Source organism: Mesorhizobium silamurunense, from assembly GCF_014843825.1.
GTDB lineage: Bacteria > Pseudomonadota > Alphaproteobacteria > Rhizobiales > Rhizobiaceae > Mesorhizobium > Mesorhizobium silamurunense.
Genome location: NZ_JHQR01000189.1, coordinates 1 through 14,125 on the forward strand (window position 1 = coordinate 1; position 14,125 = coordinate 14,125).

At 64.6% G+C, this 14,125-nt stretch carries 14 protein-coding genes; 11 read left to right on the plus strand and 3 right to left on the minus strand.

What is annotated here, in order from left to right; translation table 11 throughout:
* The 4 genes from DH10_RS21005 to DH10_RS21020 all read left to right on the plus strand — a co-directional run.
* A partial coding sequence (locus DH10_RS21005) for an FAD-containing oxidoreductase (protein ID WP_192385285.1) occupies positions 1 to 1,335 on the plus strand: 1,335 nt, incomplete at its 5' end.
* 137 nt (positions 1,336 to 1,472) lie between these two features.
* Positions 1,473 to 2,528 carry a M14 family metallopeptidase gene (locus DH10_RS21010; protein WP_192385286.1) on the plus strand — a complete coding sequence of 352 codons (1,056 nt, stop codon included), beginning with the start codon at positions 1,473 to 1,475 and terminating at the stop codon, positions 2,526 to 2,528.
* A 237-nt stretch (positions 2,529 to 2,765) separates the two neighbouring features.
* The gene (locus DH10_RS21015; protein ID WP_192254752.1) at positions 2,766 to 4,955 is read left to right on the plus strand and encodes an anthranilate synthase; all 2,190 of its coding nucleotides are present in this window, start codon (positions 2,766 to 2,768) and stop codon (positions 4,953 to 4,955) included.
* Positions 4,956 to 4,967: 12 nt separating this feature from the next.
* On the plus strand, positions 4,968 to 5,915 hold the full coding sequence (locus tag DH10_RS21020) for a cation diffusion facilitator family transporter (RefSeq protein ID WP_192254754.1): 948 nt from the start codon (positions 4,968 to 4,970) through the stop codon (positions 5,913 to 5,915).
* A 55-nt stretch (positions 5,916 to 5,970) separates the two neighbouring features.
* On the opposite strand, the gene DH10_RS21025 is transcribed toward DH10_RS21020, so the two are convergent.
* Both DH10_RS21025 and DH10_RS21030 read right to left on the minus strand, forming a co-directional pair.
* Entirely contained in the window at positions 5,971 to 6,108 is a 138-nt protein-coding gene (locus DH10_RS21025; protein ID WP_192254756.1) for a hypothetical protein, read from the minus strand.
* A 9-nt stretch (positions 6,109 to 6,117) separates the two neighbouring features.
* Entirely contained in the window at positions 6,118 to 7,188 is a 1,071-nt protein-coding gene (locus DH10_RS21030) for a hypothetical protein (RefSeq protein WP_192254758.1), read from the minus strand.
* Between the two features lie 115 nt (positions 7,189 to 7,303).
* Here DH10_RS21030 and DH10_RS21035 point away from each other — a divergent pair, with 115 nt between their 5' ends.
* The 3 genes from DH10_RS21035 to DH10_RS21045 all read left to right on the plus strand — a co-directional run bounded on the left by DH10_RS21035 (position 7,304) and on the right by DH10_RS21045 (position 9,042).
* Entirely contained in the window at positions 7,304 to 7,738 is a 435-nt protein-coding gene (locus DH10_RS21035; RefSeq protein WP_192254760.1) for a DsrE family protein, read from the plus strand.
* Positions 7,739 to 7,806: 68 nt separating this feature from the next.
* Complete coding sequence (locus tag DH10_RS21040; protein WP_192254762.1) at positions 7,807 to 8,592, plus strand: SDR family NAD(P)-dependent oxidoreductase; 786 nt, start codon at positions 7,807 to 7,809, stop codon at positions 8,590 to 8,592.
* A gap of 141 nt (positions 8,593 to 8,733) precedes the next feature.
* Entirely contained in the window at positions 8,734 to 9,042 is a 309-nt protein-coding gene (locus DH10_RS21045) for a putative quinol monooxygenase (RefSeq protein WP_192254764.1), read from the plus strand.
* A gap of 36 nt (positions 9,043 to 9,078) precedes the next feature.
* Here DH10_RS21045 and DH10_RS21050 read toward each other — a convergent pair whose 3' ends face one another.
* On the minus strand, positions 9,079 to 10,263 hold the full coding sequence (locus DH10_RS21050) for a helix-turn-helix transcriptional regulator (protein WP_192254766.1): 1,185 nt from the start codon (positions 10,261 to 10,263) through the stop codon (positions 9,079 to 9,081).
* Between the two features lie 56 nt (positions 10,264 to 10,319).
* On the opposite strand from DH10_RS21050, the gene DH10_RS21055 reads away from it, so the two are divergent.
* From DH10_RS21055 to DH10_RS21070, 4 genes are all read left to right on the plus strand, one after another.
* Positions 10,320 to 11,411 carry a YadA-like family protein gene (locus tag DH10_RS21055; protein ID WP_192254768.1) on the plus strand — a complete coding sequence of 364 codons (1,092 nt, stop codon included), beginning with the start codon at positions 10,320 to 10,322 and terminating at the stop codon, positions 11,409 to 11,411.
* A 24-nt stretch (positions 11,412 to 11,435) separates the two neighbouring features.
* Complete coding sequence (locus DH10_RS21060) at positions 11,436 to 12,107, plus strand: hypothetical protein (protein ID WP_246506433.1); 672 nt, start codon at positions 11,436 to 11,438, stop codon at positions 12,105 to 12,107.
* Between the two features lie 104 nt (positions 12,108 to 12,211).
* Positions 12,212 to 13,312 carry an AbrB family transcriptional regulator gene (locus DH10_RS21065; RefSeq protein WP_192254770.1) on the plus strand — a complete coding sequence of 367 codons (1,101 nt, stop codon included), beginning with the start codon at positions 12,212 to 12,214 and terminating at the stop codon, positions 13,310 to 13,312.
* A 47-nt stretch (positions 13,313 to 13,359) separates the two neighbouring features.
* Positions 13,360 to 14,112, plus strand: a complete 753-nt coding sequence (locus DH10_RS21070) for an SDR family NAD(P)-dependent oxidoreductase (RefSeq protein WP_192254986.1) — start codon at positions 13,360 to 13,362, stop codon at positions 14,110 to 14,112.
* The last annotated feature ends 13 nt before the right edge of the window (positions 14,113 to 14,125 follow it).

The window sequence follows — 14,125 nt, forward strand, 5'->3', positions numbered from 1 at the left end:
CAGGCCGGCCCGCCTCTCGCCGGCCGGCTCGACGCCGCCGGCATGAGCGTGGCGCTGGTCGAACGCAAGTTTGTCGGCGGCACCTGCGTCAACACCGGCTGCATGCCGACCAAGACGATGGTGGCGAGCGCCTATGCGGCGCATCTCGCCCGCCGCGCCGCCGACTATGGCGTTGCACTCTCCGGTTCGGTGGGGGTCGATTACACGAGGATCAAGGCGCGCAAGGACAAGGTGACCAACGACGCCCGCGGCAACCTGGAAAGCTGGATCGCCGGGATGAAGGGCTGCACGCTCTATCGCGGCCACGCCCGCTTCGTATCCGCCAACGCCGTTCGCGTCGGCGACGATCTTCTGACCGCGCCAAAGATCTTCCTCAACACCGGCGGCCGTGCCTCGGTGCCCGACCTGCCCGGCGTCAACGACATCCCCTACCTCACCAATTCATCGATGATGGACCTCGATGTGCTGCCCAGCCATCTCATCGTCGTCGGCGGCAGCTACATCTCGCTCGAATTCGCGCAGATGTTCCGCCGCTTCGGCTCCGAGGTCACCGTTATCGAGAAGGCGCCGCGGCTGACCGGGCGCGAGGACGAGGACGTCTCGGCCGCCATCCAGTCGATCCTCGAAAACGAAGGCATCACCGTCCATGTCGGCGCCGACGACATCGGCTTCGCCAAAAAGGGCAACGAGATCGCCGTGACCTTCTCCGCCGGCAAGCCGCCGGCCGTCGGCTCGCATGTGCTGCTGGCGCTCGGGCGCGTTCCCAATACCGACGATCTCGGCCTCGACAAGGCCGGCGTCGAGGTCGACCAGCGCGGCTACATCGTCGTCGACGAACAGTTGCGCACCAATGTGCCCGGCATCTGGGCGATGGGCGACTGCAACGGCAAGGGCGCCTTCACCCACACCTCCTACAACGACTACGAGATCGTCGCCGCCAACCTCTTCGACAATGACCCGCGCAAGGTGAGCGACCGCATCGAGGCCTATGCGCTCTACATCGATCCGCCGCTCGGCCGCTGCGGCATGACCGAGGCCGCGGTGAAGAAATCGGGGCGCCGCGCGCTTGTCGGCCAGCGGCCGATGACCCGCGTCGGCCGCGCCATCGAAAAGGGCGAGACGCAAGGCTTCATGAAGATCCTGGCCGACGCCGACACCGGAGAGATCCTCGGCTGCTCGGTGCTCGGACCGGGCGGCGACGAGGCGATCCACTGCGTGCTCGACCTCATGTACGCCAAGGCGCCGATCAAAACGCTCGCGCGCGCCATGCACATCCACCCCAACGTCTCCGAGCTTCTGCCGACCATCGCCCAGGAGCTGAAGCCGCTGGTCTGAAGCCTGGGGTCAGCCACCCTCCCGTTCGCCGGTCTCGCCAGCGAATTGTTCGACCTGCGCCGACGGTCGGACAGGCTGGACCACTCGACAGCCCTGCCGCAAACATGCATGTCTGGCCTCTCTATTGGAGGCCCCTTATGCAAAAGACGATCGAGCGCATTGCCGGCGACAGCGAAGGCGTTGCTTACGAATTTCCGGTTTTCCGCTTCGAGGGCGCGGACAAGGCGGCTTCGAGCGCCTACCTGCAAGCAGCGCTTCATGCCGGCGAATTGCCCGGCGTCGTCGCCATCGACGCGCTGATGCCTATGCTTGCCAAGGCGGAAGCGGAAGGCCGGATCAGGGGCGCCATCACCGTCGTACCTTGGGCCAATCCGATCGGCCGGGCCCAATATCATTTCGGCGAGCACCAGGGCCGCTTCAACCTCGGCACCCGCACCAATTTCAACCGCGCCTTCCCGCTGCTTGCCGCGCCGGACGCCAAGCTTTTGCCGGATGTCAGCCTCGGCGGCGCCGATCGCCGGCTGAAGAACCGGCTGGTCCAGCTCTCGCTCGGCAACGACATCGTCGTCGACCTCCACTGCGACGACGAAGGCCTTGCCTATCTCTACATCCACACCAGCCTGTGGCCGCATATGGCCGACTGCGCGGCCGCCATGGGCGCCGATGCCGTGGTGTTGTGGAGCGAGGACAGCAGCGGCACCTTCGAGGGCGCCTCGATCATGCCTTATCAGAATGTGCCTTCGAGTGTTGCGCGCTTCGACCGCCGCGTTGCCACCACCGTCGAATACCGTGGCATGCTGGACGTCGACGGTGCTTTGGCCGCCTCCGATGCCGCCGACCTCTACCGCTTGCTGGTGACGCGCGGCGTCATCCAGGATGCTTCCGTTCCGAAGGCGAGCAACTTCGCCGGCGCCGTCGTGCCGCTGGAAAACATCGACATGATGCCGTCGCCCAAGGCCGGCGCCATCCTCTACGACGTCAAGCCCGGCGACCGCGTTGACAAGGGTGACAGGCTGGCGACAATCGTCCATACGCCGGGCGAAATCGACGGCCGCACCGAGGTGTTCGCGCCGCAGTCGGGCTTCATCCTGACTCGCCGTTCGCGCCGCATCATCCGCGCCGGCGAGGATCTGCTGAAGCTCGCCGGCGACAAGAAGAGCGACGACGCGCGCTCCGGCACGCTGGAGGACTGACACCGTCAGTCCTTCACCATCTGCGTGAAATCCAGTTGCGCGGCCGGCCATTCGCCGCTATGGGAGTCGCCATGAACATGCGTTCGAACAAGACCGTTTGGTGGTGGGCTCGCTGACAGCGGCCGGTTCGAACGCGCGTGCGTAAAGAGAGGGTGGCCGCAACGGAATGTCCGGGCGGCCATTTGTTTTTTCAAGCCATTCCCGGGTCCGTTGCCCAAAACGCTGATGGAGACGGCAATGACGACTAAAGTTCTGGACAACGGGGCCGAGCGCTTCGTCACCGCGGGCGGGGTGACGATCACCCGCGAACGCCATGACCAGCCCTATGAAGGCGCGATCGACGCCTATGTCGATGGCCTGAATTCGCGCCGCGGCGCGGTGTTTTCCTCCAATTACGAGTATCCGGGCCGCTACACGCGCTGGGACACAGCCATCATCGACCCGCCGCTTGTGATTTCGGCGCGCGGCCGCGCCATGCGCATCGAGGCGCTGAATGCCCGCGGCGAAGCGCTGCTGCCGGTGATCGGCAAGACGCTCGCGGCGCTGAGCGAAGTGACGATCGCCGAGGCCTCGAAAAAGCTCATCCGCCTCGATGTCGCAAAGCCCGGCCGCGTCTTCACCGAAGAGGAGCGCAGCCGCGTTCCGTCCGTCTTCACGGTGCTGCGCGCCATCACGGCTTTGTTCAAGACCGCCGAGGACGCCAATCTCGGCCTTTACGGTGCCTTCGGCTACGATCTCGCCTTCCAGTTCGATCCGGTCGACTACAAACTCGAGCGCAAGCAGAGCCAGCGCGACCTCGTGCTGTTCCTGCCCGACGAGATCCTGGTCGTCGACCATTATTCGACCAAAGCCTGGACGGATCGTTACGACTATTCCGGCGAAGGGTTTTCGACCGAAGGTCTGCCGCGCGACGGCGCCGCCGAGCCGTTCAGGACCGCCGACCGCATCCCGCCGCGCGGCGACCACGAGCCGGGCGAATATGCGAACCTGGTGCGGCGCGCCATGGAGAGCTTCAAGCGCGGCGATCTTTTCGAGGTCGTGCCCGGCCAGATGTTCTACGAGCGCTGCGAGACCCAGCCCTCCGACATTTCGCGCAAGCTGAAAATGATCAACCCCTCCCCCTATTCCTTCTTCATCAATCTCGGCGAAAACGAATATCTGATCGGCGCCTCGCCGGAGATGTTCGTGCGTGTAAACGGCCGGCGCGTCGAAACCTGCCCGATCTCGGGCACCATCAAGCGCGGCGACGACGCCATCTCCGACTCAGAACAGATCCTGAAGCTGCTCAACTCCAAGAAGGACGAGTCCGAGCTCACCATGTGCTCGGACGTGGACCGCAACGACAAGTCGCGGGTCTGCGAACCTGGATCGGTGCGCGTCATCGGCCGCCGCCAGATCGAGATGTATTCGCGCCTGATCCACACCGTCGACCACATCGAGGGGCGGCTGCGCGAAGGCATGGACGCCTTCGACGCCTTCCTGTCGCACGCCTGGGCGGTCACCGTCACCGGCGCGCCGAAACTCTGGGCCATGCGCTTCATCGAGCAGAACGAGAAGAGCCCGCGCGCCTGGTATGGCGGCGCGATCGGCATGGTCAACTTCAACGGCGACATGAACACCGGGCTGACGCTGCGCACCATCCGCATCAAGGACGGCATCGCCGAAGTGCGCGCCGGCGCCACATTGCTCTTCGACAGCGTTCCCGAGGAAGAAGAAGCCGAAACCGAATTGAAGGCATCCGCCATGCTCTCCGCCATCCGCGACGCCAAGACCGGCAACGCCGCAGGCACCGAGCGCACCACCGCGCGCGTCGGCGACGGCGTCAACATCCTGCTCGTCGACCATGAGGACTCCTTCGTCCACACTTTAGCCAACTACTTCCGCCAGACCGGCGCCAATGTCTCGACCGTGCGCACACCGGTACCGGAAGAGGTCTTCGAGCGGCTGAAGCCCGATCTCGTTGTGCTCTCGCCCGGCCCGGGCACGCCGAAGGACTTCGACTGCGCCGCCACCATCAGACGAGCGCGGGCGCGCGACCTGCCGGTTTTCGGCGTCTGCCTTGGCCTGCAGGCGCTGGCCGAAGCCTATGGCGGCGAGTTGCGGCAGTTGCACATCCCGATGCACGGCAAGCCCTCGCGCATCCGCGTCTCGAAGCCGGGCATCATCTTCTCTGGGCTTCCGAAGGAAGTGACGGTCGGCCGCTACCATTCGATCTTCGCCGACCCGGTGCGCCTGCCTGACGGTTTCGTGGTGACGGCCGAGACCGAGGACGGCGTCATCATGGCCTTCGAGCATCGCAAGGAGCCGATCGCCGCCGTGCAGTTCCACCCGGAATCGATCATGACGCTCGGCCACAATGCCGGCATGCGCATCATCGAGAACATCGTTGCGCATCTGCCGCGCAAGGCCAAGGAGAAGGCCGCCTAGGGCGGCGATGGGATGAACGCGGCGACCACGATGACGACAGCGGAGACAAAGGCGGCGGCCAGGCAAAAGGTCGCCACCCTTGCCTTCTGGTCGATCGTCGTCGCCGGCATTGTGCTCGCTCTCAAGGTCGTCGCCTGGTACATCACCGGCTCCGTCGCCCTTTATTCGGACGCGGCGGAATCGATCGTCAACGTCATCGCGTCGGCCGCCGCTTTCTGGGCGATCCAGGTCAGCTATAAGCCCGCCGACCAGGACCATCCCTTCGGCCATCACAAGGCCGAGTATTTGTCGGCCGTGCTAGAAGGAGTGCTGATTGTTGTCGCTGCTCTCCTGATTCTCGACGAGGTCTGGCGATCCTGGCAGCACCCCGCCCCGCTGGAACATCCTTGGAAAGGCCTTGCGGTCAACGGCGTGGCGACCATCATCAACGCAATCTGGGCATGGATCCTGATCAGCTCCGGCCGGAACGCGAAGTCGCCGGCTCTGGTTGCCGACGGCCAGCACATCATGACTGACGTGGTGACGTCCGTCGGTGTGTTCGGCGGCCTTGTCGGCGCCGTGCTCACCGGCTGGCAGATCCTCGACCCGGCGCTTGCCGTAATCGTCGCGCTCAACATCCTCTGGCAGGGCTGGCACGTCATCGGCTCGTCGATGAACGGGCTGATGGATCGCGCCGTCGACACCCAGGAGCACATGCAGATCCGCGACATCATCTCGGCCAATTCGAAAGGCGCGATGGAGGTGCATGACTTGAAGACGCGCATCGCCGGGCGCGCCACCTTCATCGAGTTCCACCTGGTCGTCGACGCCGACATGACGGTCGGCGCCAGCCACGTCATCTGCGACCGCATCGAGGATGCGCTGAAGGCCGAGATTCCTTCGGTCCGCGTCACCATCCATGTCGAGCCGGATGACGAGGCGAAGCTGCCGAAAGGCACCACGGCGGTGCCTTTCGCCTGAAGTTCACCAGTCTGAGTCTTCATCCATACGATAGCGGCCAGGGGGCCCAGGGCGATCAACTGAAGACGTCGTCGAGAGCGGGCCGCAACTGTTCTGCTGACCTTTCCAGCGCCGCCGCGACAAAGTCGTCATCAAGCGTCCCGATCACATGATCGAGCCAGTTCCAATCCTGCGAAAGATCTTCTTCAGCCATTGGCAAACCTCATGGCGTGCAGGCCGGCTGCGGCATCGGATTGAGCCTATAGATCTTGTCGTCTGATTTCGTCTTGCCGCCCGCTGCCTTCGCGCAGAGATCGACGATGGCAAGCGCGTTGTTGGGGTTGGCCAGCATCATCGTACCGCTGGCGCCGCGCTTGAGGAAAATCTCCTTCTGCGAGATGTCGCAGGCAAAATCGCTCATCTTCGAGCTGGCCGAACAGCGCCACTGATCGGCCTCGCCCTGGCAGGAATAGGTCTGCGTGACCTTGGCGCCCTTCTGCCTTGTCGTCATCGAGATAGCGATATCGGCGCCGTCGGGCCAGTTGGCGGTATCACCGCCGGCGACGAAGGCAGCGAGCTCGATCGGGCCGCGGAAAACGCGGATCGACTGCGTCATCTGGTCGGGATGCGATTTCAGATGCGCGTCGTCGTAGTCGCGGCCGTAGCAGAAAGGCTGGTCGGGCTTCAGCCGCTCGCGCAGCGGAGCCCCCAGCGCCGGGTCGATCGGATCGATGCGCGCGAACTCTGCCTTGCAGGTGTCAGCCGGCATCGGATCGAGGCGGAAATTGTCGTCCTCGCTGCCCAATGCCTGCTCGTTGTACTTCGCCTTGCCGAGATCCTCCTCCGCGCCGGCGTCGAGATACACGTCAGGCTGCACGTTGGAGAGGATCAGCCGACCCTTGTCGTCGACCTTCAGCGAGGCGAGCGTGCGATCGCATTCCATGCCGCAGCGGATGCCGCTCGCCTTATCGCTCGGATCCTCTTTGTTGCACCAGCCGGCCGCCCATTCCGGCTTCCTGGCGCCGCGCACCGTGGTGGTGAGAAAGCCGTTATAGGCTGCGTTACCGATCGTGCTCGGCTCCTCGTTCGGCCGGCTCACCGGGTCATGGCCATAGTAGAAAAAGATGCGCGCCACCTTCTGGTGCGGATGCGCCTTGAGGTGGGCGCTATCGTAGACGCGGCCGAAGCAGGCGTCGGCGCTGTTGGGGCTGAGTTCGGGAAGCTTGGGCGCATCATCGGCAAGCGCCGCGCCGACAAAAAACAACGCGGCACCCAGCGCCGCGCCCCCCGTCACGACGTCATGTGATCCTCTCCTCGCACCGACAGGACGTGACCGAGATTTATGCTAGTCTAGGTCCGCAGCCTCAGCCACGCAAATTGTGTGCAAGCCGGCAGCAGAGGAGGATGCGATGTTGCGCCGTGACATTTTCCGTGCCGGCCTTGCTGGAGTGGCCGGCCTTTTCGGTCTGCCCCAAGCGAATGCCGCCACCGCCGAGGACAGGCTGAAGGTCGCCTATCATCTCAGCGACGCCGATAAGGTCAATTTCGTCCTCGGCAACATTAAGAACCATTATGAGGGCACCGGCGGCAATGTCGAGATCGTGCTGGTCGTGCACGGTCCGGCCCTCGCGGCCTTCAAGGCCAAGAGCGCTTCCGGAGCGACGTCCAGCCGGTTTGCCGGCCTCGTTGAGCAGGGGCTCGTGCCGCAGGCCTGCGCCAACACGTTGCGCGGCATGGACATAGCGCTGGTCGACCTGCTCGAAGGCTTCCAGGTCGCCGACAAGGGCGGCGTCGTCAAGCTCGCGGAGCTGCAGCGCCAGGGCTATGTCTATCTTCGGCCCTGATTGCGCGGACTTGAACGCCTGGCCGGCAAGCGTCTACCAATTGCCAGCGCAATCCCGGAGATATCGACATGCCAGCTGATCCGACCACGCTTGTCATCCCGGACCTTGCCGGCAAGGCGGTGCTTGTCACCGGCGCCTCGACCGGGATCGGCGCCGCGCTTGCCCAGGCCTATGCCCGGCAGAACTGCCGTGTCGCCCTGCACTACAATTCGAGTCGGGAAGCCGCGGAGGGCGTCGCCAAAACCATCCGTGACGGCGGCGGCGAGGTGTTCCTGACCCAGGGCGATTTTTCGGTTTCCCCCGACGTCGAGCGCGTGGTCGAGGAGAGCGCACAACATTTCGGCCGGCTCGACGGGTTGGTCAACAATGCCGGCGGCATGCTCGGCCGCGTCGCTTATGCCGACCAGACCGAAGCGCATTACGACGCGGTGATGGATCTCAACGCGCGATCGGTGCTGACCGCCTCGAGCAAGGCGATCCCTTGGCTGAAGCGCCAGGGCGGCTTCATCATCAACACCTCCTCGATCGCCGCGCGCAACGGCGCAGGCGGCGGCGCCGGCCTCTACGGCTCGTCCAAGGCCTTCGTATCCAATGTGACGCGGGGCATGGCAAAAGAGCTGATCGGCTTCGGCATCCGCGTCAACGCCGTGGCGCCCGGCACCATTTTGACCCCGTTCCACGAACGCTACTCAAGCGCCGAGCAGATGAAGGCCATGGTCGCGACCATCCCGCAAGGCCGCGCCGGGACCGCCGAGGATTGCGTCGGCGCCTATCTGTTCCTGTCCTCCAGCCTCTTGAGCGGCTACATCATCGGCCAGGTGATCGAGGTCAATGGCGGCCAGTTGATGCAGTGAGCCGAGACCGGCATACTCTCCGCGCAACCTGATGCAGGTCGCCTAAAAGTGCGCAGCGGTTTTGGGACAACGACCTGCATAAATGAGATTTGATGCGCTTGGCGTTTGGTCAAACGCCAGGCGCTGAAGGGGAGACAGGGAATGTTCGGACTGATCGGCAAGATGCGGGCGGCACGCGGGCAGCGCGACGCGGTCATGGATGTGCTGCGTGAGACGACCGGCGCCCTGCCCGGCTGCCTGAGCTACATCATCGCCACAGACCCGGCCGATGCCGACGCGATCTGGGTCACCGAAGTGTGGACCGACCAGGCAAGCCACAAGGCCTCGCTGCAATTGCCGCAAGTCCAGGCGGCGATCGCCAAGGCGCGTCCTTTCATCGCCGGCTTCGAATTCCAGATCGAGACCCATCCGGTCGGCGGCTTTGGCCTTCCAGATCAAAAGACGGGCTGAAGCCCAGCACGCGTCGACGGTTGCCCGCAGGTATTGCTATCGTGCGCTTCGCTGGCGGATTGGCGGCATGAGGCGCCTGACGAGCGCAACGAGATCTCCCTGCCGCGACACGCCCATCTTGGCAAAGATGTGCTCGCGATGCGTTCTGGCCGTCGCTTCGCTGACTTGCAGTGCCGCCGCGGCCTTGCTGAGCGTCGCCCCGGCCATCAATTGCTCGAGCTGGCGTGTCTCGGCGGGAGTTAATCCAAACATGCGGGCGACTGTCCCGAGCTCGGTCGGCAGAGCGGCTGCGTCGCGTGTGATGAAGACCGCGGCGGTGGCCTGGGGCATGAGCCGGGTCCTGCGGTGGCCGCGCGCGAGCGGCAGGATATGAGCGACGGCTGCCTTATGATCGACGTCGCCGAGGGGCACGCCCACCCCTGTCGCGGGGACCCTCGTTTCATCGGCCTGGGCGACCGCGATGGCCTTGAGCAATTCTTCAGATATCTGGTTATTCGTGGCGGCCAGATAGCCGCCGGACGACAGGATCGGTGATCTGGCATCGAGCATGCGGCGAGCCGTTTCGTTGGTGTGCAGAATGCGCCCCTCCTCGGCCACAATGACGACACCAACCGTCACGCTGTCGAGCGTCGCTCCGAGAGCCTGCTGCTCCAGGCTTTTCATATCCATGAGATCGCCTATCGCCACCGCGCGGCGGATGTGCGGGGCAAGCAGCCGCAAGACGGCAATGTCCTCCTCCGTCACCAAGCCGTAGTGCTCGTGCCGCGAAAGCGACAGCAGTCCAAGCCTGTCAGCCTGGCGTATCACAATGAGGCTCAGGGCATCGACGATACCTTGAGGCTTCGCCCATTCCTTGTAGTAGCGGCTCTCATAGGGTTCCACGATCTCGCGGCTTGGCGCGCTTGGTTCGCCAAGACCATGGCTGCGGGCCAGGAATTCGTTTTGGAGTTGTGCGATCTCTTCGGCATGCGCCGGAAGGCGGGCGAGCCAAATGGGATCGTGGTTCCAGCTATGCGCGGACCGAACTTCCGACCTTTCCAGGTCCGTCACGACGAGCATGCCGGCGAAGCAGTTCGTGGCATCTCCGACGGCGCGGATTGCCTCCGGCCATAAGGTCGGATCGAGGGTGCAGTCGTAGATCAATCCGATCAGGTCGGCGAGACGCTCACGTGTCAGAGGCTGCCAGGTTCCGTCACTGCGAAACTGTTGCTGCTGCTCCATAGCCCCCTTCCCGGCCGAGATGCGCTCTAAAATTGAGCCTATCGGACGAACATCCGATGCGCCAGCGCTTCGCGCTTGAGATTAAGAGGCGGAAAAAAGGGGCCCGCGCCGCCCGAAGATGCGGCGATTCTTCGCTTGAGGGGATCATGATTTCGACTTGGAACGTCTTTGAGGGTCATGCCGGCCGCAGCAGCGGTGCACTGCTCTTGGCATTGTTTCTATCAATGTCCTTTTCGTGGATGACGCCAGCTTCGGCACAGGTTTCCCTGGGCGGAGATGCGGGGGACACAGAGAACGCGGTCTGTAGCTTTAACGGAAGCGTCGGTATCGTAATCAATTCAGATTGCTCGGATGCTGACACTGATGCTTTCACTCCCGCGCCATCCATCAAAGTTGGCCCCACTGGCAGCCAGATCAACTTGGACGCATCGACGGGAGAGGCCACCTTCGGCGCGCAAGCGACGTTTAACGCCTATGTAAACCTCAACGGGACGACCCAAATCAACGCGGCGATCATCGAAGGGGGCATATTCAGCAACAACCTGTCGGTCTCGAGTGGTGCGACCATCAACATGGGCGGCAATCGCATCACGAATGTCGGCACGCCGACGGCCGCAACGGATGCGGCCACGAAGGCCTATGTCGACAGTCTGGCAGGTATCGGCGCGGCGAAGGACACCGAGCAGGACGGCAGGCTCGACGGCGTCGAGGCCAAGAACGTCGAGCAGGATGGCCGGCTCGATGGCCACGACACGATGCTGGCCGCACATCAGGGGACGCTTGACACCCACACGCTCCAGATCACCGACCTCGACAGTCGGGTGACGACAAACACGCAGGACATCGCCAACCTCGACAACCGGGTGACCGGTCTGGAAGCCAGCGTCGGGGAAGGTTTCGCCAGGCTGGACGGGCGCGTCGACCGGGCATTCGTGGGCGCGGCCATGGCGATGGCGATGGCCGCACCGGCGATGCCATCGGACAAGAACTATGCCGTCTCCATCAACTGGGGCGATTTCGAGGGAAAGAACGCCTTCGCCGGCACCGCCCAGGCGCGTATCAGCGAAAGCTTCATGATCCATGGCGGCATCGGCGTCGGCTCGTCCGGCACGGTAGGCGGCCGCGCCGGCCTGACCTACGCCTGGTGACTTGCGACCGGCCCCGACGGCGCAATGCAGTCGCCTGCCCCCGGTCCGAAAGCCAATAGCGACCCGATGAAGCCGAACCTGCCCCGCCTCCTGCTCGCCATAGCACTGCCTCTCGCATTGGCGCAGCCGCTTCCGTCGGCGGCTCAGCAGGAGAAGGCGGCCCAGCAGGAGAAGAAGACGCAACGCGCGGCGAAATCCGCCGGACCGGATCGGCCGAAGCCTGCCAATATCGACAGGAACGGCGTGCTGATCCTGGTGCGGTCCGCGCTGCTGGCGGTCGACCAGGCGAACAAGACCGGCAACTACACCGTGCTGCGCGACCTCGGCGCCCCGGGCCTCCAGGCCAACACCGCCGCGCAGCTGGCCGAGATATTCGCCAGCCAGCGCAAACGAGGCATCGACCTCGCCGGCGTCGCCGTGCTGGAGCCGCAGCTGACCTTGCTGCCGCAGATCGAGACCAACGGCATGCTGCACATGGCGGGCTTCTTCCCATCCGTACCCCTGCGGCTGAACTTCGAGCTGCTTTTCGCTCCCGCCGACCACCAGTGGAAGCTCTTCGGCATCTCGGTCGATCTCGGTAACAACAGCCCTCAGGCGCCGGACAGTCCCCAGGCTCCGGCCCCGGCAGCAGCAGCCGAAACGCCGGTGGCGCCTGCTGCCGTCATCACCACAAAACAAAAAGGCGGCACCAACTAGGAGTGTGGCTCATCGTTTCACGGGATCGCTTTATCTCTGTTCTGACGCAAATCCGGCCCGAAAATCGTTTCACACTTTTCCCGGAATTGCTCTAAGAGCCGGGTATGGACTCCTCGCCGGAACAATCGTCCCCGGACCAACCGCTCGTCGAACGCATGGCGCGATTGCGCCCGCCGCGGCAGTGGCTGGTGCTGGTCGTGTTCTCGCTGCTCCTTGCCGGCGCGCTGGAATTGGCCGCCCTGCCGGCGGCGCTGCTGATCGGCCCGATGATGGCCGCGATCCTTGCCGGCACCAACGGCGCCACGGTGCGCGTGCCCCGCCCGCTGTTCGGCTCCGCCCAGGCTGTGGTTGGCTGCCTGGTGGCGAATTCGATCTCGGTCGACATCTTTCCGGTCTTCTACGCCGAATGGGCGCTCTTCTTCGCGGTGGTGATCGCCACCGTCGCCGCCTCCAGCCTGCTTGGCTGGCTGATCAGCCGCTGGCGTATCTTGCCCGGCACCACCGCCGTCTGGGGCTCCTCGCCGGGCGCGGCCACCGCCATGGTGCTGATGGCCGGCGCCTTCGGCGCGGATCAGCGCCTCGTCGCCTTCATGCAATATCTGCGCGTCATCTTCGTCTCGATGACGGCGGCTCTGGTCGCCAAGATGTGGGTCGACACGTCGGGCGTCGAAGTGCCGCCCATCATCTGGTTTCCGCCGATCGACCCATCGGCCTTCGCCGCCATCGGCATCGCGATCGTCGGCGGCCTGCTCGGAAAGCTGCTGAGGCTGCCTTCGCCCTTCTTCCTCGGCACCTTCATCTTCGGCGCCGTGATCCATCTTGGCTTCGGCGTGCAGATGCAGTTGCCGCCCTGGCTGCTGGCCTTAAGCTACGCGATGGTCGGCTGGTCGATCGGGTTGAACTTCACCCGGCCGATCCTGCGCCACGCGGCACGCGCGCTGCCGCAGATCATCGCCTCGATCGCGGCGCTGATCGCCTTCTGCGGCGGCATGGCCTTCGTCATCAGCCGCGTGCTCGGCATCGACCCGCTGACCGCCTATCTTGCGACCAGCCCCGGCGGCATGGACAGCGTCGCCATCATCGCCGCCGCGGCGCAGAACGTCGATATCTCCTTCGTCATGGCGCTGCAGTCGGCCCGCTTCCTGGTCGTGCTGCTCGTTGGGCCAAGCGTAGCCAAGCTGGTGGCGCGAAACGTCAGGGACTGACACGCAGTATCAATGCAAGGGGGGAGGAGAATACCATGAACCGCCGTTTGAACGTCGTCGATCTCTCTGGCCGTGCCGCCGTGGTGACGGGCGGCGCGCGAGGCATCGGCCTTGCCGTCGCCCGCCGCCTGCTCGTCTCGGGCGCAAGCGTCGCTATCTGGGACATCGACCAGGCCGCGATGACAAGCGCCGTCGCCGAGCTTTCGCCGCTTGGCCGCGTGAAAACCTTCCTTTGCGACCAGTCACAGATCGAGGCGGTCGACCGCGCCGCCACCGAGACCGAGGAGGCGCTTGGGTCTGTCGATCTTCTGGTCAACAATGCCGGCATTGCCGGGCCGGCCGCGACCGTGGTGGACTATGACCCCGCCGCCTGGCGGCAGATCGTCGACATCGACCTCAACGGTGTCTTCTACTGCTGCCGGCGCCTGGTGCCCGGCATGATCGCCCGCAACTACGGCCGCATCGTCAACGTCGCCTCCGTCGCCGGCAAGGAAGGCAATCCCAACGCCGCCGCCTATTCGGCCGCCAAGGCCGGCGTGCTGGCGCTTACCAAGTCGCTCGGCAAGGAGCTCGCCGGCCATGACATCGCCGTCAACGCGCTGACCCCCTCGCCCGCTCGCACCCGCATCCTCGAGCAGCTCACCGAGGCCCAGGTGACCTACATGCTTGGCAAGGTGCCGCGCGGCCGATTCGTCGAGGTGGAGGAGGCAGCGGCGATGGTCGCCTTCATGCTCTCGGACGAGAATTCCTTCACCACCGGCGCCACTTTCGATCTTTCGGGCGGACGCGCCACCTACTGAGGCGACGCCGGAA

Bases quoted from the DNA above. Each gene is read 5' to 3' on its own strand.
- DH10_RS21010 (WP_192385286.1), top strand. From the start codon at position 1,473: ATGCAAAAGACGATCGAGCGCATTGCCGGCGACAGCGAAGGCGTTGCT.
- DH10_RS21015 (WP_192254752.1), top strand. From the start codon at position 2,766: ATGACGACTAAAGTTCTGGACAACGGGGCCGAGCGCTTCGTCACCGCG.
- DH10_RS21020 (WP_192254754.1), top strand. From the start codon at position 4,968: ATGAACGCGGCGACCACGATGACGACAGCGGAGACAAAGGCGGCGGCC.
- DH10_RS21025 (WP_192254756.1), bottom strand. From the start codon at position 6,108: ATGGCTGAAGAAGATCTTTCGCAGGATTGGAACTGGCTCGATCATGTG.
- DH10_RS21035 (WP_192254760.1), top strand. From the start codon at position 7,304: ATGTTGCGCCGTGACATTTTCCGTGCCGGCCTTGCTGGAGTGGCCGGC.
- DH10_RS21040 (WP_192254762.1), top strand. From the start codon at position 7,807: ATGCCAGCTGATCCGACCACGCTTGTCATCCCGGACCTTGCCGGCAAG.
- DH10_RS21045 (WP_192254764.1), top strand. From the start codon at position 8,734: ATGTTCGGACTGATCGGCAAGATGCGGGCGGCACGCGGGCAGCGCGAC.
- DH10_RS21050 (WP_192254766.1), bottom strand. From the start codon at position 10,263: ATGGAGCAGCAGCAACAGTTTCGCAGTGACGGAACCTGGCAGCCTCTG.
- DH10_RS21055 (WP_192254768.1), top strand. From the start codon at position 10,320: ATGCGCCAGCGCTTCGCGCTTGAGATTAAGAGGCGGAAAAAAGGGGCC.
- DH10_RS21060 (WP_246506433.1), top strand. From the start codon at position 11,436: ATGCAGTCGCCTGCCCCCGGTCCGAAAGCCAATAGCGACCCGATGAAG.
- DH10_RS21065 (WP_192254770.1), top strand. From the start codon at position 12,212: ATGGACTCCTCGCCGGAACAATCGTCCCCGGACCAACCGCTCGTCGAA.